Annotated in this window: 22 protein-coding genes; 3 read left to right on the top strand and 19 right to left on the bottom strand. The window is 72.0% G+C overall.

Going from position 1 to position 23,995, the window contains the following annotated elements:
- Positions 1-131: 131 nt before the first annotated feature.
- The 7 genes from IE069_RS05710 to IE069_RS05740 form a co-directional block, all read right to left on the bottom strand.
- A complete protein-coding gene (locus tag IE069_RS05710; RefSeq protein ID WP_373287797.1) occupies positions 132-1,193 on the bottom strand; it encodes a LacI family DNA-binding transcriptional regulator in 1,062 nt (353 codons plus the stop codon).
- Positions 1,194-1,329: 136 nt separating this feature from the next.
- Positions 1,330-2,925, bottom strand: a complete 1,596-nt coding sequence (gene groL, locus IE069_RS05715) for a chaperonin GroEL (RefSeq protein WP_189349159.1) — start codon at positions 2,923-2,925, stop codon at positions 1,330-1,332.
- Between the two features lie 68 nt (positions 2,926-2,993).
- Entirely contained in the window at positions 2,994-3,290 is a 297-nt protein-coding gene (gene groES / locus IE069_RS05720; protein WP_189349160.1) for a co-chaperone GroES, read from the bottom strand.
- A 164-nt stretch (positions 3,291-3,454) separates the two neighbouring features.
- The gene (locus IE069_RS05725; protein ID WP_189349161.1) at positions 3,455-4,798 is read right to left on the bottom strand and encodes a hypothetical protein; all 1,344 of its coding nucleotides are present in this window, start codon (positions 4,796-4,798) and stop codon (positions 3,455-3,457) included.
- Complete coding sequence (locus tag IE069_RS05730) at positions 4,782-5,213, bottom strand: hypothetical protein (RefSeq protein ID WP_189349162.1); 432 nt, start codon at positions 5,211-5,213, stop codon at positions 4,782-4,784. Before IE069_RS05730 ends, IE069_RS05725 begins: the two co-directional genes overlap by 17 nt.
- A gap of 72 nt (positions 5,214-5,285) precedes the next feature.
- A complete protein-coding gene (locus IE069_RS05735) occupies positions 5,286-6,635 on the bottom strand; it encodes a hypothetical protein (protein WP_189349163.1) in 1,350 nt (449 codons plus the stop codon).
- Between the two features lie 3 nt (positions 6,636-6,638).
- Positions 6,639-6,983, bottom strand: a complete 345-nt coding sequence (locus IE069_RS05740) for a DUF6507 family protein (protein WP_189349164.1) — start codon at positions 6,981-6,983, stop codon at positions 6,639-6,641.
- 112 nt (positions 6,984-7,095) lie between these two features.
- Here IE069_RS05740 and IE069_RS05745 point away from each other — a divergent pair, with 112 nt between their 5' ends.
- The gene (locus IE069_RS05745) at positions 7,096-8,346 is read left to right on the top strand and encodes a class I SAM-dependent methyltransferase (protein WP_189349165.1); all 1,251 of its coding nucleotides are present in this window, start codon (positions 7,096-7,098) and stop codon (positions 8,344-8,346) included.
- Positions 8,347-8,412: 66 nt separating this feature from the next.
- On the opposite strand, the gene IE069_RS05750 is transcribed toward IE069_RS05745, so the two are convergent.
- The 3 genes from IE069_RS05750 to IE069_RS05760 all read right to left on the bottom strand — a co-directional run bounded on the left by IE069_RS05750 (position 8,413) and on the right by IE069_RS05760 (position 12,256).
- The gene (locus IE069_RS05750) at positions 8,413-9,339 is read right to left on the bottom strand and encodes a hypothetical protein (protein WP_189349166.1); all 927 of its coding nucleotides are present in this window, start codon (positions 9,337-9,339) and stop codon (positions 8,413-8,415) included.
- Between the two features lie 403 nt (positions 9,340-9,742).
- Positions 9,743-10,555, bottom strand: coding sequence for a shikimate 5-dehydrogenase (locus tag IE069_RS05755; protein WP_189349167.1), 813 nt, complete (start codon positions 10,553-10,555; stop codon positions 9,743-9,745).
- A 9-nt stretch (positions 10,556-10,564) separates the two neighbouring features.
- Positions 10,565-12,256 (bottom strand): glycoside hydrolase family 3 N-terminal domain-containing protein, encoded by a 1,692-nt coding sequence (locus IE069_RS05760; RefSeq protein WP_308425377.1) that lies wholly within the window; start codon positions 12,254-12,256, stop codon positions 10,565-10,567.
- Between the two features lie 65 nt (positions 12,257-12,321).
- Here IE069_RS05760 and IE069_RS05765 point away from each other — a divergent pair, with 65 nt between their 5' ends.
- On the top strand, positions 12,322-13,464 hold the full coding sequence (locus IE069_RS05765) for a glutamate--cysteine ligase (protein ID WP_189349168.1): 1,143 nt from the start codon (positions 12,322-12,324) through the stop codon (positions 13,462-13,464).
- A 164-nt stretch (positions 13,465-13,628) separates the two neighbouring features.
- Here IE069_RS05765 and tsaD read toward each other — a convergent pair whose 3' ends face one another.
- The 7 genes from tsaD to tsaB all read right to left on the bottom strand — a co-directional run bounded on the left by tsaD (position 13,629) and on the right by tsaB (position 19,236).
- A complete protein-coding gene (gene tsaD / locus IE069_RS05770) occupies positions 13,629-14,699 on the bottom strand; it encodes a tRNA (adenosine(37)-N6)-threonylcarbamoyltransferase complex transferase subunit TsaD (protein WP_189349169.1) in 1,071 nt (356 codons plus the stop codon).
- Between the two features lie 30 nt (positions 14,700-14,729).
- On the bottom strand, positions 14,730-15,224 hold the full coding sequence (locus IE069_RS05775; protein WP_189349170.1) for a hypothetical protein: 495 nt from the start codon (positions 15,222-15,224) through the stop codon (positions 14,730-14,732).
- Positions 15,214-16,596, bottom strand: a complete 1,383-nt coding sequence (locus IE069_RS15585) for a signal peptidase I (protein ID WP_229790973.1) — start codon at positions 16,594-16,596, stop codon at positions 15,214-15,216. Before IE069_RS15585 ends, IE069_RS05775 begins: the two co-directional genes overlap by 11 nt.
- 38 nt (positions 16,597-16,634) lie before the next feature.
- Positions 16,635-17,237 (bottom strand): SipW-dependent-type signal peptide-containing protein, encoded by a 603-nt coding sequence (locus IE069_RS05785; RefSeq protein WP_189349171.1) that lies wholly within the window; start codon positions 17,235-17,237, stop codon positions 16,635-16,637.
- 4 nt (positions 17,238-17,241) lie between these two features.
- The gene (locus tag IE069_RS05790) at positions 17,242-17,847 is read right to left on the bottom strand and encodes a SipW-dependent-type signal peptide-containing protein (protein WP_189349172.1); all 606 of its coding nucleotides are present in this window, start codon (positions 17,845-17,847) and stop codon (positions 17,242-17,244) included.
- Between the two features lie 253 nt (positions 17,848-18,100).
- Positions 18,101-18,526, bottom strand: a complete 426-nt coding sequence (gene rimI / locus IE069_RS05795) for a ribosomal protein S18-alanine N-acetyltransferase (protein ID WP_189349267.1) — start codon at positions 18,524-18,526, stop codon at positions 18,101-18,103.
- 20 nt (positions 18,527-18,546) lie between these two features.
- Positions 18,547-19,236, bottom strand: coding sequence for a tRNA (adenosine(37)-N6)-threonylcarbamoyltransferase complex dimerization subunit type 1 TsaB (tsaB, locus tag IE069_RS05800; RefSeq protein WP_189349268.1), 690 nt, complete (start codon positions 19,234-19,236; stop codon positions 18,547-18,549).
- A gap of 185 nt (positions 19,237-19,421) precedes the next feature.
- On the opposite strand from tsaB, the gene IE069_RS05805 reads away from it, so the two are divergent.
- The gene (locus IE069_RS05805; protein ID WP_189349173.1) at positions 19,422-20,303 is read left to right on the top strand and encodes an alpha/beta fold hydrolase; all 882 of its coding nucleotides are present in this window, start codon (positions 19,422-19,424) and stop codon (positions 20,301-20,303) included.
- Positions 20,304-20,342: 39 nt separating this feature from the next.
- On the opposite strand, the gene IE069_RS05810 is transcribed toward IE069_RS05805, so the two are convergent.
- On the bottom strand, positions 20,343-21,401 hold the full coding sequence (locus tag IE069_RS05810) for a winged helix-turn-helix transcriptional regulator (protein WP_189349174.1): 1,059 nt from the start codon (positions 21,399-21,401) through the stop codon (positions 20,343-20,345).
- A 142-nt stretch (positions 21,402-21,543) separates the two neighbouring features.
- Complete coding sequence (locus IE069_RS05815) at positions 21,544-23,886, bottom strand: response regulator transcription factor (protein WP_189349175.1); 2,343 nt, start codon at positions 23,884-23,886, stop codon at positions 21,544-21,546.
- Positions 23,887-23,995 lie beyond the last annotated feature (109 nt).

Consider the following 23,995-nt stretch of genomic DNA (forward strand, 5'->3'; position numbering starts at 1 on the left):
GCCGATCATCGGTGCTGTCCCGGCCGGCAGACGCCGCCGGGAATCCCCACGAGTTATGTTAGCGCTAACAAATAGTGGCGCGCAACACGGTCGCCTCAAAGGTCTGTCAGCGGCCCCTCCGGGCCCGGGGATCAGCTCGCCCGCGGAGCGCCCGTGCTCCCCCGGACCACCAGCGACGGCGTGAGCACGTGCGGCGCGCCCGGCGCATCGGCCCCGTCCAGCAGTGCTGCGAGCGCCGTCCGGCCGACCTCCGCGAAGGGCTGGCGCACGGTCGTCAGGGCCGGGATGAAGAACGCGGAGCTCTGGAGGTCGTCGAACCCCACCACCGACACATCGTCGGGAACGCTGAGGCCCGCCTCCCAGAAGGCCCGCAGCAGCCCGATCGCCAGATAGTCGTTCGCCGCGAACACGGCGGTGGCCTCCCCCGCGGACACCTGCCGGGCGAGGCGCGTGCCGACCTCGAACCCGCTGGCCGCGAACCAGTCCCCCGCGGCGGCCTCGACGGCGTCGCAGCCGGCCGCGGCCATCGACTCCCTCCAGCCCCGCAGGCGCTCGGCAGCGTCGAACCAGCCGACCGGCCCGGAGACGTGGACGATCCGCCGGTGTCCCAGCCCCAGCAGGTGGTCGGTCGCCTGGCGGGCGCCGGACCGCTGGTCGACGAAGACGTACTGCACGGGATCCGCGGCGGGGACGTCCGGGCGCGCCGCCACCACCACCATGGGCAGGCTCAGGGCCGCGTCGTCGATGGCCTCCGTCACGAGCTCGAGCGGGGCGACCACCACCACGCCGTCGACCCCCTGGTCGACCAGGTGGTTCAGGGCCACCAGCGCCGAGTCGGCGTCGTACCTCTCGAGCGATGTCACGGAGACGAAGTAGCCGCGGGCGCGGGCGGCGGCCTCCACCGCGAGGACCGTGGACTGCGGGCCGAAGAACTCGCTGCCGACGGTGAGGATGCCGATGGTGCTCGTCCGCGCCGTGACGAGGGCGCGGGCGGCGCGGTTCCGCCGGTAGCCGAGCTGGTCGATCGCCTCGAGCACGCGTTCGCGGGTCCCCTCGCGCACGTTGGGAAGGCCGTTGAGCACCCGGGAGACCGTCTGGTGGGACACCCCGGCGACGCCGGCGACGTCGGCCATCGACGGCGGTCGCGGTGGCGTGCTGGCTGGCTCTTGCTGCTCTGGCTTCACGGTGGTCATTATTCCAAACGGCTCACGGGACTCGATGATCCCCCAGCAAAGCAGAGAACGACGCCGGCGCGCCGCCTTTCACAGGCGACGCGCCGACGTCGTTCACGGGCCCTCCGCCGGCCGCGGCCGGAGGCGGGGGCGGGGACTACTCCCCGTCTTCGTCCTCGACCTTGTCGGCCACGAGGGTCTCGGTCGTGAGCACGAGCGCCGCGATGGATGCGGCGTTCTGCAGGGCCGAGCGGGTGACCTTGACCGGGTCGATGACGCCGGCGGCCAGGAGGTCCTCGTAGTCGCCGGTCTTGGCGTTGAAGCCCTGGTTCGGCTCCAGATCGGCCACGCGGGCGGCGACGACGTAGCCGTCGTAGCCGGCGTTCTCGGCGATCCAGCGAACCGGCTGCACCAGTGCGCGGCGGACGATCCCGACGCCTGCGGCCGCATCGCCGGCGAGGGCGGTGACGGTCGCGTCGGTGTCGAGCGCGGACAGCGCGTTGACCAGCGCGGTACCGCCGCCGGCCACGATGCCGTCCTCGAGTGCGGCACGCGTCGAGGACACGGCGTCCTCGATGCGGTGCTTGCGCTCCTTGAGCTCCACCTCGGTGGCGGCGCCCACGCGGATCACGCCGATGCCGCCGGAGAGCTTCGCGAGGCGCTCCTGGAGCTTCTCGCGGTCCCAGTCGGAATCGGTGCGGTCGATCTCGGCCTTGATCTGGGCCACGCGGTCGTTGACGTCGGTCTCTTCACCGGCGCCGTCGACGATCGTGGTCGAGTCCTTGGTGACCGTGACACGGCGGGCCGTGCCGAGGACCTCGAGGCCGACCTGGTCCAGCTTCAGACCGAGGTCCGGGGAGACGACCTGGGCGCCGGTGAGGATCGCGATGTCCTGCATCATGGCCTTGCGGCGGTCGCCGAAGCCCGGGGCCTTGATGGCCACGGCGTTCAGGGTGCCGCGCAGCTTGTTGACGACCAGGGTGGACAGGGCCTCGCCCTCGACGTCCTCCGCGATGATCAGCAGCGGCTTCTTGGCCTCGAGCACCTTCTCCAGCAGCGGCAGGAAGTCCTGCACCGTGGAGATCTTGCCGGAGTTGACCAGGACGAGCGCGTCTTCGAGGACGGCTTCCTGGCGCTCCGGGTCGGTCACCATGTGCGGGGACAGGTAGCCCTTGTCGAACTGCATGCCCTCGGTGATGTCCAACTCGGTCTGCGTCGTGTTGGACTCTTCGATGGTGATGACACCGTCGGTGCCGACCTGCTCGAACGCGCGGGCCAGCAGTTCGCCGACCTCGTCGTTCTGGGCCGAGATCGCGGCCACGTTGGCCACGTCCTGGCCCTCGACGGCGCGGGAGTTCTCGGCCAGGCGCGCCACCACGGCGGCCACGGCGGCCTCGATGCCGCGCTTGACCTCGCCCGGTGCAGCACCGGCGGCCACGTTGCGCAGGCCTTCCTTCACGAGGGCCTGCGCCAGCACGGTGGCGGTCGTGGTGCCGTCGCCGGCGATGTCGTTGGTCTTGGTGGCGACTTCCTTGGCCAGCTGGGCGCCGAGGTTCTCGTACGAGTCCTCGAGCTCAATCTCGCGGGCGATCGTCACACCATCGTTGGTGATGGTCGGGGCGCCCCACTGCTTGGCCAGGACGACGTTGCGGCCGCGCGGGCCCAGCGTCACCTTGACCGTGTCGGCGAGCTTGTCGATGCCCGCCTCGAGCGCCTTGCGCGCTTCGTCGTTGAACGAGAGCTGTTTTGCCATGTTGTAACTCCTTCGGAACGGCGCGAAGCCCCGGCACTTGGCTGGCCGGGGCTACACGCGTAAAAGACCTACTTTTCGACGACAGCCAGGACGTCGCGGGCCGACAGCACGAGGTACTCGGCGCCGCCGACCTTCACCTCGGTTCCGCCGTACTTGGAGTAGATGACGACGTCGCCTTCGTTGACGTCGACCGGGACGCGGTGGCCCTTGTCGTCGAAGCGGCCCGGGCCCACGGCCACGACCTTGCCCTCCTGGGGCTTCTCCTTGGCGGTGTCCGGGATGACCAGTCCGGAAGCGGTGGTCTGCTCAGCTTCGAGCTGCTGAACAACGATACGATCCTCGAGAGGCTTGATGGAGACCGGCATGCGGATCTCTCCTTTGCGTGAGTTACCAATGGTTACTGGGGCCAGAAGGGGTGTAACCAACCGTCGTCGCGGTGCCAGTTGGCAGTTCCTCAGGCTTTAGCACCCGACGGCGTCGAGTGCTAACCACACTTTATGGAACCGCTGGCACTCATGCAAGCAGACTGCTAATTTCGGTCGGCGGGTCGCGCGATCGTGGCGGCCCCGAGCTCCTGCATCAGCACGTCCCAGACCTGAACCGACGGGACGGGCGACATCTCCGTGCCGCCGTCGTCGAGTGCGCCGACGGCATACTGCCCGGCAGCTCCTGCGTTCAGCCAGCTGCGCTCGAATCCCGTCCCCTCGATCGACATGTTCCAGGCGAACCAGGGCTGTTCGATCAGCCGGCGGGAGGCGGCATCCGCGTCCCCTGGCGGCTGCAGCGTCCCGTCGCAGCCGAGCAGGAAGTCTCCGGCGGCGAGCCGCGTGACGTTCCCGGCGACGCTCCACGCCGGTCCGACGCCGGCCCACGCGGCGATCAGGGCGGGAAGTGCTTCGATGCCGACGACGTCGAACCGCGCGCTGCCCTCGGGAACCCGCTCCCCCGGCCCCGTCCCGTGGACGAGTTCCGACGCCGCAGCTCCAGCGAGGACCAGTGCGCGGCCCGCCCCGGCGTAGACGCGCAGCGACGTCCCGACGCCTTCGTGCCTGCCGTCGACCGCGACCGTGAAGTCGGGTTCGCGCAGGGCGCCGAACATGAACTCGAGGCTCTTTCCGAAACGGCCGTCCTGCTCCATCAGCTCGGCCTCGACGAGGCGGTCCACCATCGGCTGGTGGCTCAGCAGATCGAACCGGCCGAGCCGGTGGCGCTTGTGCTGCTGGAGCAGGAACTCGACCGTGGCCGCATCCAGCAGGGGCCCCTCCGATGAGAAGGCCTGCACCGCGGGCAGTTTCGACAGGTCCTCGACCGGGTGGCCGGCCAGTTCCGTCAGCCAGGGGTCGTGCCGCGGTTCCCGGATCCCGGAGGCGGGGTCGGCATCTGCGGGGCCGGGGGCGTGCGCCGGCCCCGTCCGATCCCAGGACAGCGACCCGGCGACGAACGCGTTGCCCTCGAGGACCTCGTACGCCATCCAGATGGGAGCCGTCGTCGTCAGCTCGAGCGCGTGCCCGCCACGGACGAGGAGGAAGCGCTCGACCACGAGGCTGAACCCGCCGCCGTCGTAGGTGTAGCGTTGCCGGCGCCCTTCGGTGCCGTCGATCTCGACCTCGTCGTGCGAGACGAAGTAGCAGTTGTTGAACACGGCCCGCGTGGTCGCCAGCGAGTAGGCGGCCAGCGCGGCCGCAGAGCTCGAGTACACGCTCTCGCGGATCACCACGTTGGGACGGAAGCCGAGCCCGTCCAGGGCCGGGTGCGCGAAGGCCGCCGTCGCCTGCGGGGCCGCGACGGCCTCCCAGGCCTCGGGGAGGTTCAGGTGCACGGTCCCCACGTCCCGCCGGATCCACCCTGGCGGCAGGTCACTGCTGGTCATCATCGTCCTTTCGCCGGGTGTGCACCCGGGCCGATCCCGGGACACCGAGGCGTCCGTGCAGGCGTCCTCCGGGCCGCAGGTCCCGGCTCAGGGGGTCGTCGCCGCGGCGGATCTCCTCGACCATGTCCTCGACCCACCGCGGGAGCAGGAAGCGCGGCAGCCAGAACATCCCGACGATGCCCGTCACGAGGCACAGCACGAAGACCGCGAAGAGCACCAGGACGGCCAGACCGAGCAGGAGGTTCCCGGCGGTCGCGGCGTCGAGTATCGAGTTCAGCACGAGGATCGTCGCGATGGCGATGCCGAGGTACAGGCCGGCCAGCCCGGGCCAACCGGGGAAGAAGGATTTCAGCGCCAGCCACGCCACATACTTCTGGCGGTACGCCATCACGCCGGAGACGATGAGCACCGCGCTCATCGTTCCAAGGATCGCCATCGGCAACCAGTCACTCAATCGTCGGCCCCTTTCGAAGGCTGCTGCCATTCTCCATCAGAAGATGGAGTTCCAGGCGTCCGAGACGGCGCCACCGACATCCTCGGCGATGTCCCCCACGCCGTCCGCGATGTCCGTCACCGTATCCGCCGCCCAATCCTTCGCCCCCGTGGCATCGAGGACGTAGGAGATGCCGATGCCGACAGCGAAGCCGACGACGGTTCCCACCGGGCCGCCGATCGCCGTGCCGATCGCGGCTCCGGTCATACCGGCGGCGATATCGAGCCCGACCTTCGTCGTGCCCTTGAGAGTGGCCTCGTAGAGGGCCCGGTTGTGGATCTGCTCCTCAGTCCAGTCCGGGTGGTCCTTGAGCAGCTCCTCCTTGGCGTCCGAGTACTCGTCGGCGTAGGTCATCCCCGCGGTCACCAGGGTCATGACCGGGCCGGCCCCCTTGGCGAACTTCGTCCACCCCTTGGCGTCCATGAAGTCGTCGACCGTGTTCATCAGCTTCTGGTCGGGGCGCCACCAGGCGGGGCGGCTGCCGGGCGTCATCGGCGCCCAGCGGTCCGGGTAGCGGTCGATCAGATCGCGGTAGGTCTGCGACTGCTTGTACAGGAATTCGTTGACCTCGGGACGCAGGTTGAGCAGCTGCCGCTGGGTCCACGTCATGGCCGTGATGGTCTCCGTGGTCAGCGTCCTGACCTGCGCCTGGACGAGGGTCACGGTTGAAATGTAGCGCCCGTTCGGCGTGACGATCGTGCGTGTGGGGATCTGGATGGCGGTGAGTTTCCACTGCTGGAACGTCGTCCTGACGACGGTCACGCGGGTGAATTCGACGTCCTTGAACTGCGTCAGGGTCAGCCCTGCTCCCAGCAGGCCGGCCGTGATGCCGACTTCCTTCGAGGTGATCGCCTCAACGAATCCGGGCGACGTGACGTCCACCGAGTTGATGTCCTTGGCGCACTTGTCCGCTGCGGCGATCAAGTCCTGGCCGAGGGCGTCGATCTTCCCCTGGATCTCGCTCTGGGAGCCGTAGCCGGTACTCGGATTGCTCTTGTCCTCGTCTGTCGAGCTCTCGTTCGAGTTGAAATCGCCGATGCGGGAGTTCAGGCTCGTCCGCCGTTCCTCGAGGTCGACGATGGTGTCGCAGAACGTCGCCAGGTGCCCGTTGATCCGCTCGCTGGCCACGCTGACCGCCGCCCCGTGGGCCAGGGGAAGCGTCATCGCCTGGACGATCTGATCCCGCCCCTCTCCGGAGCGGTACTGGTCGGCGACGGGCGCCCACTCCGTCGCGCAGTCTCCGACGGCCTCATGAACCTTGTTGCCTTTGGTCTTCAGAGTTCCGGCATCGGCGCGCAGAGTGTCTGGATTCGGCCAGTTCTTCAGGCATTCCGTATTCAGGCCCATGGTTCATACAGACTTTCCGTCATCGATTTCCAAGTCGGGTACAGCGTTCGCGGCCGAGGTGGCGTCGTCCATCATGGACTGGTCGCTGTTTCGGAAGGCCCGGGCCACGTCCCCCAGCGCGGTCGCTGCGTTGGAGACGCGTGTCTCCGCGGCCTCGGTCTGCAGCGCGAGCAGCCCGTTCCAGGCCTCCGTGAGCGCCGAAGCCACCTGCGGCATCTGGCAGGACTCGATGCAGTCGTCGACGGCCGTCGAGAGGGCGTCACGTTTCGTCGAAATGTGCTCGTGCTCCGTCTCGACCTTCGCCTTGATCGTCTCGAGAGCACCCGGCGAGATGTCATAGTCGCTCAACGCCACAGTTTCAGTCCTCTTCCGCTCCGTTGGCCGCTTCCGAAAGACTACAAACTCCGGGCGTCCCCCGCCATGGGGAGATCTCCCCATGTCACCCGATACGCTGGAACGCATGGCTTCCTCCCCCCAGCGCGCCGACGCGAACCAGACCGTCGAGAACCTCGCCCCCGTCCTCACCCCCGAGGGCTTCGGCTTGCTCGAGTCGCTGCCCGCCGACGCGGCCACCAGCGACGAGGCCGCCCTCGCGACCAACCTCGCCCTGCGCAAGGCGGGGCACGACGCCGAGGTGGTCACCGCCGTCGTGCACCAGGCGCGGCTGCGCGCCCTGGCGAGCGTGAAGTTCGGGCCGTTCGCCGAGCACATGCTGTTGACCCGCGCGGGCCTGGAGCAGGCGACGCGCGTGAACGTCGCGGCCCTGCACGCCCAGCGCTACGTGAAGGCGGGGCTGACCCGCGTCGCGGACCTCGGCTGCGGCCTGGGCGCCGACGCGATGGCGATGGCCGCGCTGGAGCTGGACGTCACCGCCGTCGAACTGGACGAGACCACCGCGGCGGCCGCCATGGTGAACCTCATGCCGTGGCCGAACGCGCGCCTCGTCCAGGGCGACGCCACCGAATTCGATCTGACCGGGTTCGACGCCGTGTGGCTCGACCCGGCCCGCCGCACCACAACCAGCTCGGGTACGTCGCGCGTGTTCGACCCGGAGTCGTTCAGCCCGCCGCTGTCCTTCGTGGAGCGCCTCGCCGACTCCGGCCTGCCCGTCGGCGTGAAGCTCGGCCCGGGCATCCCGCACGAGTCGATTCCCGCCGGCTGCGAGGCCCAGTGGGTCTCCGTGGAGGGCTCGGTCACCGAGGTGGCGCTGTGGTTCGGGCCGCTGGCCCGCGACGGCGTGAAGCGGGCGGCGCTGGTCCTGGCGGCCGGCGGCGCCGCCGAGCTCACCGGCGAGACGCACGACGACGCCGCGGACGACGTCGAGGTCTCCGAGATGCGCGGCTACCTGTACGAACCGGACGGCGCGGTGATCCGTGCCGGCCTGGTGCGCGAGGCGATGTCGCGGGTCGGCGGCCACCTGCTGGACCCGCACATCGCCTACTTCACGTCCGATGCGGCGGAGCCGACCCCGTTCGCGCGCGCCTACAAGGTCCTGGACGTGATGCCGTACAACGTCAAGGGACTCAAGCGCTGGGTGAAGGAGAACGGGATCGGCGTCCTCGACATCAAGAAGCGCGGGCTCGACGTCACCCCGGAGGAGCTGCGGCGGACGCTGCTCGCCGGCGCCGGGAAGAAGGCCAAGGGCAAGGCGACACTGATCCTGACCCGGATCGGCGATTCGCGGATCGCGGTGAACGTCGAGCCGGTCTAGGTCAGTACATCTAGGCGCCTGCACCCTCGAGTCGTCGCTCAGCGCGGATCCAGCCCCGCCGGTCGATCAAGCGCGCCGCACCCTGCCGATGATGACGCCGCGCTTGTCGTAGGCGGCGCGGAGCCGATCGAAGAACGCCTGCTCGCCACGGGGCGTGAAGAACGCTTTGTCGGTGCGGACCGAGATCCAGCCGATCCGCTCCAAGTCGGCGTCGCGGAGAATGTCGCGGCCGAGCTGGGCCTCCTCGTTGTGCTGCTTGCCCTCGTACTGGACGGCGATGCGGTGGACCCGGTCGGCCAGGTCTGGTCGGATCCTGCGGCCCTCGACGAAGCCGAGGACCGGGTTGGCCTCCGACTCGGGGAATCCCTGCCGGATCAATCGCTGGCGGACGATGCTTTCCGGCCGCGAATCCGCCCGTGCCCGGAGCAGTGGAAGCGCCTCCATCGCCAATCTCCTGCCACGGAACCCCGCGCGGCGTTGGAGTAGCCGTTCGAGCTCTTCCGTCGTGGCCAGCGGATTCGTGCCGACCACGTTCTCGGCCCGCGGAGGGCCGTCTGGGTCTTGGAGGAGCGCATCCCCTGCGACGACGAGGTCTTCAAGCCCCAATGCGGACCCGGCCAGCTGCGTCCAGGCCAACGCGGGCGAGGCGATCCGGAAGCCGTCGATCTCGCGGACGTCCGCCGGGGCGGCCGATGACCAGTGCCCGATCACGTTCTTCTGCCGGGGCACGGTCCGGTCGGGTCCGGTTCTGCTCAGATGAATCGGGAAGCCGGGCTGTATCCGCGGGGGCAACCAGATTCCCCATGCCAACGCCGCCGACGTATGGCTCAGGTAGGTATCCGGCGACGACCTGCTGAAAGCCGCATAGACGTCGACAGGCCGAATGACCGTGTCGCGACGGCGGTAGACCGACCGGCCGATGCGCTCGTACATCCGACCGCGCAGTTGGTCCGGTGTCATACCCGCGCGCACGGCATCGTCGAGGCGGAACACGCTGCGAAGCATCAGCGGTTCCGGGGTCTTTCTGGGACTCATAGACTAAGCCTGCCCGATGCGCGCGACCGACTCCCGAGTTATCCACAGGGGTCAGGGAGGCCCTGCCACGCCGATACAGCCACCGTCTCGCGTCGCGTGCTGCAGGCCGACGTCGGTTTGGTCCCTGGAGGCTTTCGAGGCAGTCGGGAACCGGTGCACTCTGCATCGATTCAGTGAATTCCGGGCTCAGTTTCATCGGCTCGGCGTTCTTCGGGGCGAAACCGCAATGTCGGCCCGCGCGTTGCCGAATCGACGGAGTCCGTCCCTGAGAGCGCCGAACCGACGATGCTCATCCCCGAAAATCACCGAATGGACGGTCCGCAGGCCCCAGCCGGCGAGCTGCACCATGGACCGGCCCCGCTCACGCCTGCGAGCGCATGAACTCCTCCGCCGCCGCCACCTGCTCGGCGCTCGGCAGGATCCCCGTGTAGAGCACGAACTGCTCCAGCGCCTGCAGCGTCATGACCTCGGCGCCCGTGATGACGCGCTTGCCGGCCTCCCGCGCGGCGGCGATCAGCGGCGTCTCGGCCGGCACGGCGATCACGTCGAACACCACCTCGGCCGCGGCGATCTGCCCCTGGGTGAAGGAAAGCTGCCCCGCCCCGTCGCCGCCGTCCATGCCCACCGGCGTGACGTTCACCAGCATCGCAGCGCCCGCCGGCACGTCGGCCGCGTACGCGAACCCGTACTGCTCGGCGAGCGCCGTCCCCCGCGCCTCGTTGCGTGCGACGACGGTGACGTCGCCGAACCCGGCGCTCTTCAGCGCCGCGACCGTCGCCTTGGCCATGCCGCCGGATCCGCGCACCGCCACGGCCAGGTCCGTGTCCAGGTCCTGGACCAGCTGGGCCACGGCCAGGAAATCGGTGTTGTAGGCGGTCAGCACGCCGTCGTCGTTCACGATCGTGTTGACGGACGCGATCGCCTCAGCCGACTCGGTCAGGTGGTCCACCAGCTCGATCACCGCCTCCTTGTGCGGCATCGAGACGGCGCACCCGCGGATCCCGAGCCCGCGCACGCCGGCGATCGCGTCGCGGATGTCGGTGGGCCGGAACGACTTGTAGATCCAGTTCAGCCCCAACTGCTCGTAGAGGTGGTTGTGGAAGCGCGTCCCGTTGTTGCTGGGGCGCTCCGCCAGCGAGATGCAGAGGGTCATGTCCTTGTTGAGGATGGGCATGACCTCAGCCTAGCAACCGCTGCCGGACGCGTATTCGCCCACGTCGACGGGCAGTTTCCCGGGCGCCTCTCGCTCGCCCGTGAGCACCTCCACCAGCGCGGTGAAGGACTCGGCGTTGCGCCCGTAGAGCGCGATCAGCGCCTCGTTCGCCGCCGACCCGGCCAGCGGCCACGGCGCGTCCAGCGTCACCACCACGTCCCCGCTCGCCGGCGGGACGTCGGTGCCGAGCAGCGTCACCACGGGACCGGAGCCCACCGCGAGCCCGGCCTCCTGCGCGGCCGCGGTCAGGCGTGCGCGGTCGGTCGCGTTGCCGCCGATGATCCGGATGGACTCCCCCACCAGGTCCGCCCCGCACGTCCCGCTCACCTGGGTGACCGCGGCCCGCGCGGCCTCGAGTGCGACGTCGGTGCTCGGCTCGCTCTCCTGGCCCGCCGCGGCCTCCTCGGCCAGGCGCTGCTGCCACATCATCATGGCCACGACCCGGGTGGCGGCCTCGTCGAGCCGCTCGGCCGGGATGCTCCCCTGGTCCACGGCGGCGACGATCGCGGCGTGGGCGGCGCGCACGTCGGAGGGCATCAGGAGCAGGTCCGCCCCGGCGGCGAGCGCGTTGACGGCCGGGTTGCCGGCGGTCTGGTGGAGCGCGCCCATGTTGAGCGCGTCGGTCACGGCCACGCCGTCGAATCCGACGTCCTCGCGCAGCGCCTCGTAGGACGCCGCGGAGAGCGACGACGGCACGCCGGCCTCCAGCTCGGTCACGGCGATGTGCCCCACCATGACCATCGGCGCCCCCGGCTCCTCCGCGCTCCCGGCACCGGCGGCGAACGGGATCCAGTCCCGCCCGGCCAGTTCCTCCCGCGTCGCCGGCTGCACGGGCAGCCCCACGTGGGAGTCGGTGGTCACCGAGCCGTGCCCCGGGAAGTGCTTGAGCGAGGGCAGGACGCCGGCGGCCAGCGACCCGTCGACCGCCGCCAGGGCGTGCTCGGCCACGGCGCCCGGATCCGAGCTGTAGGAGCGTGCCCCGATGACCGGGTCCTGCGGGCCGAGCGTGACGTCCGCGTCGGGCGAGAAGTTCATGGTGAATCCGAGCTCGGCCAGATCCCCGGCCAGCGCCTGCTGCGCGCGCCCGGTCAGCTCCGGGTCGCCGGCCGCGCCGAACGCCATCGGGGTGGACCACTCGGTCAGCGGCGCCTGCAGCCGCGCAACGCGTCCGCCCTCCTGGTCGACGCTCACGATCGCCGGCCATCCGCGCTCCGCCTCCATGGTGGTGCGGAACCCGTCCACGATCGACGCGAGCGCCTCGGTGTCGTCGGTCCCGTCGGCGGCCTGCGGGACGTTGTCCCCCATGATGATCACGCCACCAAGATCGAGCTCCGCGGCCGTCGCCTGCGCGGCCGCCGGGTCGGCGCCGGTGTAGTACTGCACGAGGATCTGCCCGGCCTTCTGCGCGGTGGTCATCTCGGCGACCGCGGCCGCGGCGTCGTCGACCTCCGCCTCCAGCGGGCCCCAGCTGGTGGCCGGCGGCGGGGGCGGGGTGGTGGATTCGGCGGCCGGCGTCGTCGTGCTGGAACCCTCCCCGGAGGGGGACGACGGCGGGGCGGCCAGCCCGCAGCCGGCCAGGGCGGCGCTGCACACCAGGGCGACGGCGGCCGCCCAGCGGGACGATGACGGATTCGGGCGCGTAGCGGTCGGGACGGTTTTCACGCTGAAAGGCTACCGCGCCCATACAATGAAGGGTCGGCTCGTCAGCTACCCAAGGAGCACGCCGCATGGAGATCGAGTTCGCCCCGTCGAAGCAGTCGACGCTCGGCGTCGAGTGGGAGGTGGCGCTCGTCGACCGCGAGACCGGCGACATGCGCTCCGTGGCGAACGAGGTCCTGGCCGGTGTGCACGCCCTGCACGGCGGGCTGACGGAGCACCAGGAACACCCGCACGTGAAGCAGGAGCTGCTGCTGAACACCGTGGAGCTGGTCACCGGGGTGTGCGGCACGGTGGCGGAGGCCGAGGCGGAGCTCGCCCACAACCTCAACGAGATCCGGCGCGTGACCGACCCCATGGGCGTGGACCTCTACTCGGCGGGCAGCCACCCGTTCTCCCCGCCGAAGCTGCAGCCGGTCACGGACAAGGAGCGGTACGCCAAGATGATCGACCGCACCCAGTGGTGGGGTCAGCAGATGGCGATCTACGGGGTGCACGTGCACGTCGGGCTGGACCGGCGGGAGAAGGCGCTGCCGATCGTCGACGGTCTGGTGAACTACCAGCCGCACTTCCAGGCGCTGTCCGCGTCCAGCCCGTTCTGGGGCGGCGAGGACACCGGGTACGCCTCGCAGCGCGCGCTGATGTTCCAGCAGCTGCCGACGGCCGGGCTGCCGTACCACTTCGGCGCGTGGGAGTCCTACGAGCACTACGTGGGCGACATGCTGCACACCGGCGTCATCGACGACATCTCCGAGATCCGCTGGGACGTGCGGCCCGTGCCGAAGTTCGGGACCGTGGAGATGCGGATCTGCGACGGCATGAGCTCGCTGCAGGACATCTCCGCGATCGCCGCGCTGACGCAGTGCCTGGTGCACGAGATGTCGACCGGCCTGGACAACGGGTGGGCCATCCCGGTCATGCCGCCGTGGCACCGGGTGGAGAACAAGTGGCGCGCGGCCCGCTACGGCCTGGATTCGATCATCATCCTCGACAAGGAGGGCAACGAGGCCCTGGTGACGGACGAGATGTACAAGATCCTGAACCGGCTGGAGCCGGTCGCGCGCGAGCTCGGCTGTTCGGACGAGCTGGCCGACATCGAGCGCATCCTGCACGGAGGGGCCGGCTACCAGTGGCAGCGGCAGGTCGCGGCGGCGCACGACGGAGATCTGCGCGCTGTCGTGAACGACAACGTGGCGCGCATGCGCGTGGCCTGAGTCCGGCGCGGACCCGGCGCGCGGGATCGGGCGCGTGTGCGGGGCTCGCGGGATGGAGCACGGGTCGCCGTCGTTTTGCGCGATGAAAAGCCGCGCGCATCCCCCAAAACGTTCCTGACCCTGGTGGCGCAGGGCGGTCCTGGCCGGTCTGGGGCGTCGAGGCCTCAGGCGGTCAGCGAGATCTGCGTGACCGGCTGGCCCGGGTCCGTGGCGAAGCCGAGCCCCGTGGGCGCCACGCCCGCGGAGACGACCTGCGAGGCCAGCGCCGCGATCATCGCCCCGTTGTCCGTGCACAGGCTCGGCTTCGGCACGCGCAGGGTGATCCCGGCGGATGCGCAGCGGGCCGCGAGAAGTTCGCGCAGCCGCGAGTTCGCCGCGACACCCCCGCCCAGCAGCAGGCTCGTCAGGCCGTGCTCCGTGCACGCCATGACCGCCTTCTTGGTCACCACGTCCACCACGGCCTCCTGGAACGACGCCGCGATGTCCGCGACCGGCACCTCGAGCCCCTTGGCCTGGTACTGCTCCACGCTGCGCGCCACCGCGGTCTTCAGCCCGGAGAACGAGAAGTCATAGCGGTGCTTACCCGGGGCATCCGCCGTGCCGACGAACTTGGGCATCGTCAGCCCGCGCGGGAAGCGGATCGCCTTGGGGTTGCCCTCCTTCGCGATCCGGTCGACGGCGGGCCCGCCCGGGTAGCCGAGTCCGAGCAGGCGGGCGACCTTGTCGTAGGCCTCCCCCGCCGCGTCGTCGATCGTCTGCCCCAGCAGCTCGACGTCGCTGGTCAGCTCGTTCACCTTGAGGATCTCCGTGTGCCCGCCCGAGACCAGCAGCGCCCCGAGGTTCTCCGGCAGCTCGCCGCCGTCGAGCACGCCCACGCCGACGTGGGCGACCAAGTGGTTGATCGCGTAGAGCGGCTTGCCGGTGGCGGCGGCCAGCGCCTTCGCGGCGGCGACGCCCACCATGAGCGCGCCGGAGAGTCCGGGCCCGCTGGTCACGGCGAGCGCGTCGACGTCGTCGAGGCTGACGCCGGCGGTGTCGAGGGCCTGCTGCAGCGTGGGGATCATGGTCTCCAGGTGCGCGCGCGCGGCGATCTCCGGGATGACGCCGCCGAAGCGGACGTGCTGCTCCATCGACGTGCTGACGGTGTTGGCGAGCAGCTCGGTCCCGCGGACGATGCCGACGCCGGTCTCGTCGCAGGAGGATTCGATGCCGAGGATCAGGGGCGCAGCAGACATGGGCTCCAGTCTAGTCTCCGTGCGCAGGCCTCAGCGCGGGATCGCGGACGCCGATCCGCACGAGACCAGCAGAGCCGTCGTCACGTTGTACGTGTGCTGCACGCCCGTCTCCCAACCGCCGGGGCCGACGGCGAAGAGGCGGAAATGCCCCGTTCCGGCCGAGAGCAGGCTCACCGGGACCTGCACCCCGGTGGCCGTGGCAGCCAGTGTTCCGGTCCTGGTCGGCGGGGATCCGATGCCGAGCAGCCCCGGGTCGTAGAACTCCCACCGGTACTGCTGCCGGGTCAGCCCGCCGGCGGGGTTCGCCCAGCTGAAGTCGAGCCGGGAGGCCAGCACCGGCTTGTTGCAGCTCAGGTTCTGCACGGGCAGCACCTCCCCGGCGGCCAGGGATCCGCGCCCCACCTCGGGGTCGGCCCACGCCGCCCGGGTGCTCTGCGCCTGCTCCTGAACGGCCAGGGCCCCGGCGGCGAGGCCGGCGGCCGCGAGGCCCACCAGCAGCCGCATCGTCCACGTCCTACGCGTCATCGCGGCCTCCCCGCGTGCCGCGCTTCCGCCGGCGGGCGGCGAGCAGCAGCGTTCCCAGCACGACGGCGGCGCCTCCCGCCCAGGCCAGGGTCACCGTGGCGCCGGTGTCGGGCAGGTCGCCCGGGCCGGGCGGTGCCGTCGGCGAGGGCCGCGCCGGCTCGCTGGGCGCCGGTTCGGGCACCGGTGCCGGCGCGGGGCCCCCGGTCGGGGTGGGTTTCGGGGTCGGGGTCGGCGTGGGTTCCACCCCGACGTCCTCGCCGAAGCCCGAGGCGACGACGCGCAGCACGGCGCTGGCACCCTGGGCCTGCTGCACCTGCGCCCCGTCGCCGCCGGCGATCGCCACGTCGAAGAGCATCCAGCGCGCCTCGTCCGCTGGCATCCCGGCGAAGAGCTCCGCGGTGTCGCCGGACGCGACCACCCCGAGGTCCAGCGATCCCAGGTCGCGGCCCGTGCACCGCGGAGCGCCGGGCCGGCCGCCGCCGTCGTCGTACCCGACCCATTCGGCGCTGCAGAGGCGCGCCGTGACGTCCAACGCCAGGCGCGGGTCGCCCAGGACCGCGAGCCGCGCGGAGACGAGGCCCGTCTCGGCGGTGTCGGCCCAGACCCCGACCTGCCAGGGGACCGAGACGCCCGGGCGCAGGTTCCCCATGGCCCCGGCGTCGCCGCGCGCGGCCACCCGGAGCACGTCGCCGGCGGTGGTCGACTCGGCCGGCGCGGCCTCGGCCGGCGCGGGCGCGGCGACCTGGGCGCCCAGGCCCGCGACGACGGCCAGCGCCACCGTGCTGCGGTGCCGCCCGCTCGCCCGCGGGGCGTCGGGCTCCACGTCGTCCCCCGCCGCGCGCCCGCGCGGCCAGAACGCCCACGTGACCAGTGCGGAGGCGCCCAGGGTCAGCCCGCCGAGCACGTAGGGGCTGCCGAACCACACCACGATGTTGGCCGCGTGCGGGACGTGGAAGAAGACGCGCCGGACCTCATCGACGGTGTAGGGATAGGGGTCATCGTCCCGGTTGGCGTCGCCGCGCATCGTGAGGACCCGTGTGGCCGAGCCCGGTTCGGGGTCCGCGATGGACGTGACCCGGTGCGTGACCGGCATCTGGCCGGGCCGGTCCACGGTGACGATCTCCCCGACCCGCACGTCGGCGGCCGGGACGGCGCGCGCGACGGCGACCGACCCCGTCGGGATCGTCGGCTCCATGGACCCGGTCTTGAACATCAGCAGGCTGACGTCGAAGACGAAGGCGCTGACGGCGAGCACGATGCACAGGGCGCCGCCGGCCGCGGCGATGTTCAGGAGCGCTCCGCCGAGGAGGCTCGCGGCCGTTCGCCTCCGCGGCCGCTCGGCGGCTCGTCGCGCTGCAGCGTCTCGCGTCATCGCCCCCTCCCCTCCTCGTCGGTCCTCCCGGTCCGCGGTCAGTTGGACGTTCCCGTCACCTGCCACGTGATGGTCCCGCTCTGCCCCTGGGCGTTGTTCGGTGTGCTCGTGGCGAGCCGGACCTCGAAGCAGAAGCGGCGCACGTTGCCGGCGGCCGCGGCCACCGTGCCCGCGGCCGGGGAGAAGACGCTCGACGCCGCAACCGGGGTGCCGCTGTAGGCGGCGGAGGCGCACGTGGTGGCCGTGTCGACCACGGCCACGCGGTACGTCAGGTTGTTCGTGATGGCGCTCGCCCCGCCCGGTGTCGACGAGCTCAGCGCGACGTTTCCGCCGACCGTGCTGGCCGCCGTCGTGCGCACGTCCAGCCGGCCGTGCACGATGGACCCCGGGGACATCGCGCCCGCACCCGTGCTGAAGGTCAGCTGCGCCGCCGTGGCCGTCGTCGGGTGCTCGGCGAACCCGCTGCCGGAGTCGCCCACGAGCCCGAACACGCTGGCGGTGAAGCCCGAGGTCGCGTACTCGGAGTCCGTCCAGGCGGCGAGCGTGATCGTCGCCCCGACCCCGAGGACGAGCGCACCGGCCAGCACCGCCCGGACCCTGAGCAGTGCCGGGCGGGAGCGCCGGGCCGTGTGGCGCCCCACGGGCCTACTCGCTCTCTGCTGTGAACTGCCAGACGGCGGAGGTCTCGCCGCCCTGTTCGAACTCGCCCTCCGCGCCGGCGGTGACCTCGAAGCAGAGCGGGACGGCAGTGCCGGCCGTGCCGGCCCCGTTGGAGACCAGGTCGAGGGCGGTGGCGCCGGTCTGGTCGTTCAGGGTCGCGCCGGTCGCGACGACGGGGCCGGTGGCCGTGCCGGCCTCGCAGTCGCCGCCGGTGACTTCGGTGATCGTGTAGCTCACCGCGTCGGCGTTGGTGCCGGTCACGTCCGTCGCCACGGCCCCGGCCGGGGTGACGGTTCCGTCGGTGGTCGACGCCGCATCGAGCCGCAGCCAGTGGGCCGCGTAGGCGGTGTCGCCCGGCGTCAGGTTGTCGACGAGGCCCGAGAACGACAGCTGCAGGGCGCCGCCCGCGGTGTCGTGCTCGGCGTAGGCGACGCCGTCGTCGCTGCCCTCGAGATTGAAGGAGCCGGCTGTGAAGAGCCCCTCCGCGAATTCGGAATCCGTCCACGCGGCGAGCGTCACCGCCGCGCCGACGCCGAGAACCAGCCCTCCGGCCAGCAGCGCCCGTCCCTTTGTGTTCTTCTTCTGGCTCACGCCACACCCCCTGGGTTCGATGTGCCGGGGCCGCTGGTCGGCCCCGGTTCCCTGCGGGCGCCGGGGACTGCGGTCCCTGCTCCGGAGTGTATTGACGCATCGGGCTTTAAACACCCCTTTTCGCGTAATTAACACGCGTGGTCACATACGGGAACGTCGCGCGCCACAGGAGCGGTCCCTCCGCGCCACGCGGGCGGGGCCTCTCGGCCCGGGGTGGCGGACGACGGCGTGCGCCGCCGGGCGCGCGGCCGGGTCAGGCCAGGCGGAGCTCCATGATGAGCGCGGAGACGCCGCCCGGGTAGTAGTTGCGGCGCACGTGGATCTGCTCGAATCCGTGGCGGGTGTAGAGCTGCTGGGCGCGCGGGTTGTCCTCGCGCACCTCGAGCAGGAGGTTGTCCGCCCCGCGGGCGCGCGACTCCCCGATCATGGCCTCGAGCAGGGCGGTGCCGATGCCGCGGCCCTCGAATTCGGGCACGACGGCGATCGTCTGCACGTCCGCGATCGGCAGCACGCACATCATCCCCGCGTACCCGACCACCCGGCCGTCCGCCTCCGCGACCCAGTACCGGCGGGTGTCCGTCTGGGCGACCTCCGCCTCGAACATGTCGCGCGGCCAGGCGTCCTCGGGGAAGAGCCGCGTCTCGAGCGGGTAGACCTGCTCGACGTCGTCCGCGGTCATCTCCCGCAGCTCGAACGCGCTCACGCGGGCCGGCCCGTCTGCTTGAGCATGGCGGCGGGCACCTTCGCGTCGGACTCGCGCAGGTAGAGCGGGGTGGTCCCGAGCAGTTCGCCGCCTCCGGCCAGGGTCCGGGCTGCCGAGGCGGCCAGGGCGGCGGCGTCGGGCTGGCGGTCGGTCCAGCCGGCCACCACCTGCGCGCCGGCGGCGGCCAGCTGCTCCGGGTAGAGTCCGGCGCCGGCGCCGAAGACCTCGTGGCCGGCGACCGCGGAGGCCGGGCCCACGTGGGGGCCGTCGACCAGGCGCGCCGCGTCGTCGTACACCCCCCAGTAGAGCTCGCGGCGGCGCGCGTCGATCGCGGCGACGAATCGACCGGTCGCGGCGCCCGCGGCCGCGGCCTCCCACGCGACCGCGTCCAGGCTGCAGGCGCCGCCGACGGGCACGCCCCACGCGAAGCCGAGCGCCTGAGCGGTGGCGATGCCGACGCGCAGCCCGGTGAACGGGCCCGGGCCGACCCCGACGACGATCTGGTCGATCTCTCGACCGGAAACGTCCGCCTGCTCGAGCATGCCGGCGATGGCGGGCGCCAGCACCTCGGCGTGCGCGTTGACCCGGTCCGTGGAGAAGGATTCGAGGACTTCGGTGCGGTCCCCGTGCGTGCGCACCAGGGCGGCGGTGGCGCGGGCGGAGGTGTCGATCGCGAGCAGCAGCATGGTCTCCATTCTAGGATGCTTCGCGGCGGGGCCGCGGCGGCACCCGGCGAGAAGGCTCATCCGAGACCGACCGGTCCATCGAGCACGCATCGCTCCCCTAGCCGACGGCACGCTCGACGGCCTACCCTCGTTCTCAGAGGCACCTCGGTGCTCTTCAGGCTGTCATTCGAGAGGCGGGCCCGCCCATGGATCATGTGATGCTCGGCGACGGGCGCCGCCTCGACGTCCGGGTGACCGGACCCGCGAACGGGCAGGTTCTGGTGGCCCACGTGGGCACTCCGATGGCCGCCACCCGGCTCCGGTTCCTCGAGGGGCCGGCCCACGAGAGGGGCCTGCGCGTCGTCACGATGTCGCGTCCGGGGTACGGCGATTCGACGCGGCGTGCCGGCCGCACCGTGGTGGACGCAGTCGCCGACACTCGCGAAGTGCTCGAGGAGCTCGGGGTCACGAGCTGCCTGGTCTTGGGCTACTCCGGCGGCGGACCGCATGCCTTGGCCTGTGCTGCCCGTCTCGGCGGGGTCCGGGCCGTGCTGGTGATCGCCGGTACGGCACCCTACATGGGCGATCCCGTCTGGATGGACGGCATGGGCGAGGAGAACGTCAAGGGCTTCACCGCCGCGGTCGAGGGCGAGGAGGCCCTCCGGCCGCTGCTGGAGGAAGACCCGGATCGGATGCAGAGCGTGACCGTCGAGCAGATGGTCGAGAATCTGGCGTCGCTGCTCCCAGACGTCGACCGGGCGTTGATGACGGACGAGTTCGGGGACGACATCCTGGCCAGCATGCAGGAGGGGTACCGGGTCGGCGTCGACGGGTCGCTCGACGACAGCCTCGCTCTCGTGCAGCCGTGGGGTTTCGAGCTCGATGAGATCGATGTGCCTACGATCCTCTGGCAGGGGTCGCTGGACAAGATGGTGCCGTTCTCCCACGGTCGGCAACTGGCGGATCGCCTAACCGGGGCTGCCAGCCACCTGGAGTCCGGCGAGGGGCATGTGTCGATCGTGGTCGGCGCCATGGGGACGATGCTGGACGAGCTGATCGCCGCGGGCGGAGAACCGCCCGCCGAGTAGGGCCGCAGAGCCCGGCCCGGCGCGCCGCGGTCGGACCGGTCAGTTCACCATCCGCAGGTGGTGCGCACGACGCCGCTGCTCGCCGCCCGCGTCCTCCGGCACCCCGGCGTCGGGTCCGCCGTCGTCCGGTGCGCCCGCGGACGGGCCCGCCGTGTCCTCGGCCGCCTCGACCGGCTGCAGCCAGTGGTAGCCGACGCTGCGGACAGTGCGGATCCAGCGCGGGTCGCGGACGCTCTCGCCGAGTTTGCGGCGCAGGTTCCCGACGTGGACCTCGAGCGAGCGCAGCGCCGAGCGGTCGGCGCCGGATCCGCCGATGACGCCGACGAGTTCGGCCTTGGTCAGCAGGCGTCCGGTGCCGTCCGGGCGGCCGCGCATCAGCGCGACGAGGATCCGGAACTCGGTGCGGGTCAGGTTCACCTGCTCGCCGTCCAACCAGCTCAAGTGCTGGGCCGTGTCCACGGCGAGGCCGTCGGACGCGAGGACCCGCGCCGAGGGCGCCCCGGCCGCGCGGTCCGCCGGAGCCGTGGCGGGCTCGTCGGCACCGGCGCGCGGCTCCGGCGCGGAGAGCCCGGCGGTCCGCCAGCCGCCCGGGTGGGCCGTCTCCGCGGAGCCGCGCTCCGTCTCGCCGCAGGTGGCGGGGACGCCCGCCTGGCCGCCGCCGCGCAGCGGCCGCACGCGGCGCAGCAGCGCCCGCAGCCGCATCCGGTGCTCGCGCGGGCTCAGGCGGCCGTCGAGGATCTGGTCGGCGCCGGCCTCGAGCAGTTCGATGCGCTGGTCCTCCTCGGCGCCGCGCTCGACGACGAGGATGTACGCGCCCGTCACCCCGCGCAGCCGCCGCACGACCTCGGCGCCCGGCAGATCCCGGTACGTGTTGGAGACGACGATCATCGAGGGCCGCCCGCGCGAGGCGATCTCCACGACGTGCCGGCCGCCGCCGGCGGCCAGGACGCGGAAACCGTCGGTCTCGGCGACGGCTTCGAACATCTCCTGCAGGTTCTTGTCCGGCAGGGCCACCAGGACGGTGGCCGACGCCCGCTGCGACGGCACCCCGTGGGCGGGGGCCGTCCTGACGCTCTGATTCGATTCGTGCTGCCTCATACCCTTGTAGAGCGCGGCGCACTCACATCGTGACGCGGAAAACCGCAGACGATTTTGAGGGGTTCTTTGGGTTCGCCCCGCGTCTTGAGGTTGCCCGGCCCGGGAACCGGCTGCGCGCGCACCCTCGGCGGTCGGCCGGAACCTAGGCCAGGCCCCACCCGTCGGCGGCGGCCAGGGCGTCCCGCCGGGAGGACACCCCCAGCTTCGCGTAGAGCGAGGAGGTCTGGGTCTTGACGGTGTTGTCGGAGACGAAGAGCTCCTCCGCCATCTCCTTGCGGGTGAGCCCGCGCCCCAGGCAGCGGAGGATGTCGACTTCGCGCCGGGTGAGCCGCGGGCGCTCGTCCGCCCCGGGGAACGGGAAGAGCCGCAGCCGGTCCAGGCGGGCGAGCTCCTCCGGGGCGAACGCCTCGAGGGCGCGCACGCGCTCGCGCCGCTCCGGGACCTGCCACAGGGGCATCAGGCCGATCAGGGAGTGCGGCCGGTCGGGGTAGCCGGCGACGAAGGCGTCGACGTCGTCGAGGCCCCGGCCGGTAGCGGCCAGCAGGCCCTCGGCGATCTTGCGTGCGCGCGGCGGCGGGTCGAGCGCGAGGGCCCGCCGGGCCAGGCCCCGCCCGTCCGCGGTGCCGCCCAGCCCGATCGACGCCCACGCGCGGTAGACCAGCCCGTCGACCGCGTCCCCGAGCAGGGTCTCGGCGATGCGCAGGGCCTCGTGCGGCCGCTGCCGGGCCATCGCGGCCTCGGCGCGCAGGACCGCCGTCAGGCGGACGGCGATCGGGCTGCGGGCGGCGACGGCCCGGTCGACGACGGAGCGCTCGAGCATCCGGTCGATGTCGCCGACGCGCCCCTCGATCAGGGCGAGCCGCCCGAGCGCGAGCAGGTGGAACGGCCACTTGTCGGAGTTGTCGGGGAACGCGGGCAGCGCGGCGAGCTCGCGGCGTGCGCCGTCGACGTCGAACTGGTCGACCGCCGTCAGGGCGGCGGCCACGGCGAGCGCCCCCTCGGCGCGGGTGTGCCGGCCGTGCCCGGCCACGAGCTCCCGGCCGCGCTCGAGCCACTCGGTGGCCGCCCGCAGGTCGCCGCGGACCGCGTGCAGCATCGCCAGTTCGCCGCTGGAGACCTTGAGCGCGGTCCAGTGCGGGACGCGCCGGGCCCGGTTGTGGGAGAGCTCGTACCCGGCGAAGGCCTGCGGGAGGTCGTCCGCCAGCAGGGACGTCAGCCCGATCTCGAACCCGGCGATCGCGTGCGCGGACGGACCGACGTCGTTCGAGGCGGCGGAGCTGATCTTGAGGGTGTCGGACGCCGTGGCGTGCGCGGACTCGTACATCCCCAGCCGCCGTTCGTAGATCATCAGGCCGGTGGCGGTCGTGAGTGCCAGCGGCCGCTGCCGGGCCCGGGTGGAGCGGTGCTCGGCCCGCAGCTCGGCGAGGATCTCCGATTCGTCGGGCTCGTTGGTCACGGGCAGCGCCGTGTTGAGCTCGTCGGGGTCCAGCAGCACCTGCCCGGCGCGGATGACCGGGTACCGGCTGGCGAGGTGGCGGGGCACGGCCCGGAACCCGCGGATCAGCAGGGCCTGGTCGTCGTTGAGCAGCCGCGCCCATCCGGCGAGCAGCAGGGGCACCAGGGTCTCCCACTCCCCCGCCTCCAGCGCGGTGCGGATTCCCTCGGCGTACTCGCCGGCGCCGAACAGGGCGCGGGCCACCTCGCGGACGCCGTCGCGGGCGGCGGCCGGGTCGCGTTCGTAGAGGGCGGAGGTGCAGGCGCGGCGGACCACCAGGGGGACGCGGTCGCCCTGGACGATGCCGGCACGCCGGGCGGCGCCGAGCCCGAGTGCGAGCGTGCCGGACTCGGCCTGGGCGAGGGCCTCGGCGGTGACGAACGGGAACTGGCCGATGCGCATCAGCTCCTCGGCCGCCGGCTGCGCGGCGATCCACGGCAGCCACGCGTCGTCGGCGGCCGGCTGCAGGGCCGCGGCGGCGTCGGCGGGGTCGCCGCCTCGGGCGAGGAGGGAGTCGAGCCCGCGGAGCCACCCGCCGACGGCCACCCACGCGGCGTCGAACCAGGTCTCGAACGGCACGACGGCGCCGCCCGGGTACCGCAGCGCGGCCGCCTGCCGGGCCTCGTCGCGGGTGAGGAGCAGGTCCCGGGGGTCGGCGATCAGGCCGCCGAGATCGCGGACAACGTCGGCGAGCGCGGGGTTCGGGGGCAGGACGACGGCGACGCTCGTGGCGGGGTCGTCCGCGCGGGCGTTCGCGATCGCCCGGCGCAGCGCGTCGGCGCCCGTCGCGGGGTCGCCGAAGAACGCGTCGGGTCCGATCGTGGCGGCGGGCGCCCCGGTCTGCTGGCGGCGGTGGGCCGCCCAGGCGGCGGCGACGTCGTACCGTCCCGTGCCGGCGGGGCCGTGCAGGCCGATCAGGCGGGCCGGCCCGAGCCGTGCTTCCAGGCGGGGCCAGGCGGGGGTGGCGGACGGTGCCGTCAGGTCGTCCACAGCTGCTCCCCCACTCCCCATGGTTTCGTGTACGGGCGCGCGCGAGGGGTCGATCCCCCTCCGTGGCCACCACCGCACCACGATACCCCGTCAGGTGCTGCCGGGCCCG

The organism is Zhihengliuella salsuginis (genome assembly GCF_014651715.1).
Classification (GTDB): Bacteria; Actinomycetota; Actinomycetes; order Actinomycetales; family Micrococcaceae; genus Zhihengliuella; species Zhihengliuella salsuginis.

Bases quoted from the DNA above. Each gene is read 5' to 3' on its own strand.
- IE069_RS05710 (WP_373287797.1), bottom strand. From the start codon at position 1,193: ATGACCACCGTGAAGCCAGAGCAGCAAGAGCCAGCCAGCACGCCACCG.
- groL (WP_189349159.1), bottom strand. From the start codon at position 2,925: ATGGCAAAACAGCTCTCGTTCAACGACGAAGCGCGCAAGGCGCTCGAG.
- groES (WP_189349160.1), bottom strand. From the start codon at position 3,290: ATGCCGGTCTCCATCAAGCCTCTCGAGGATCGTATCGTTGTTCAGCAG.
- IE069_RS05725 (WP_189349161.1), bottom strand. From the start codon at position 4,798: ATGATGACCAGCAGTGACCTGCCGCCAGGGTGGATCCGGCGGGACGTG.
- IE069_RS05730 (WP_189349162.1), bottom strand. From the start codon at position 5,213: ATGAGCGCGGTGCTCATCGTCTCCGGCGTGATGGCGTACCGCCAGAAG.
- IE069_RS05735 (WP_189349163.1), bottom strand. From the start codon at position 6,635: ATGGGCCTGAATACGGAATGCCTGAAGAACTGGCCGAATCCAGACACT.
- IE069_RS05745 (WP_189349165.1), top strand. From the start codon at position 7,096: ATGGCTTCCTCCCCCCAGCGCGCCGACGCGAACCAGACCGTCGAGAAC.
- IE069_RS05755 (WP_189349167.1), bottom strand. From the start codon at position 10,555: ATGCCCATCCTCAACAAGGACATGACCCTCTGCATCTCGCTGGCGGAG.
- IE069_RS05765 (WP_189349168.1), top strand. From the start codon at position 12,322: ATGGAGATCGAGTTCGCCCCGTCGAAGCAGTCGACGCTCGGCGTCGAG.
- tsaD (WP_189349169.1), bottom strand. From the start codon at position 14,699: ATGTCTGCTGCGCCCCTGATCCTCGGCATCGAATCCTCCTGCGACGAG.
- IE069_RS05775 (WP_189349170.1), bottom strand. From the start codon at position 15,224: ATGACGCGTAGGACGTGGACGATGCGGCTGCTGGTGGGCCTCGCGGCC.
- IE069_RS15585 (WP_229790973.1), bottom strand. From the start codon at position 16,596: ATGACGCGAGACGCTGCAGCGCGACGAGCCGCCGAGCGGCCGCGGAGG.
- rimI (WP_189349267.1), bottom strand. From the start codon at position 18,526: ATGACCGCGGACGACGTCGAGCAGGTCTACCCGCTCGAGACGCGGCTC.
- tsaB (WP_189349268.1), bottom strand. From the start codon at position 19,236: ATGCTGCTGCTCGCGATCGACACCTCCGCCCGCGCCACCGCCGCCCTG.
- IE069_RS05805 (WP_189349173.1), top strand. From the start codon at position 19,422: ATGGATCATGTGATGCTCGGCGACGGGCGCCGCCTCGACGTCCGGGTG.
- IE069_RS05810 (WP_189349174.1), bottom strand. From the start codon at position 21,401: ATGAGGCAGCACGAATCGAATCAGAGCGTCAGGACGGCCCCCGCCCAC.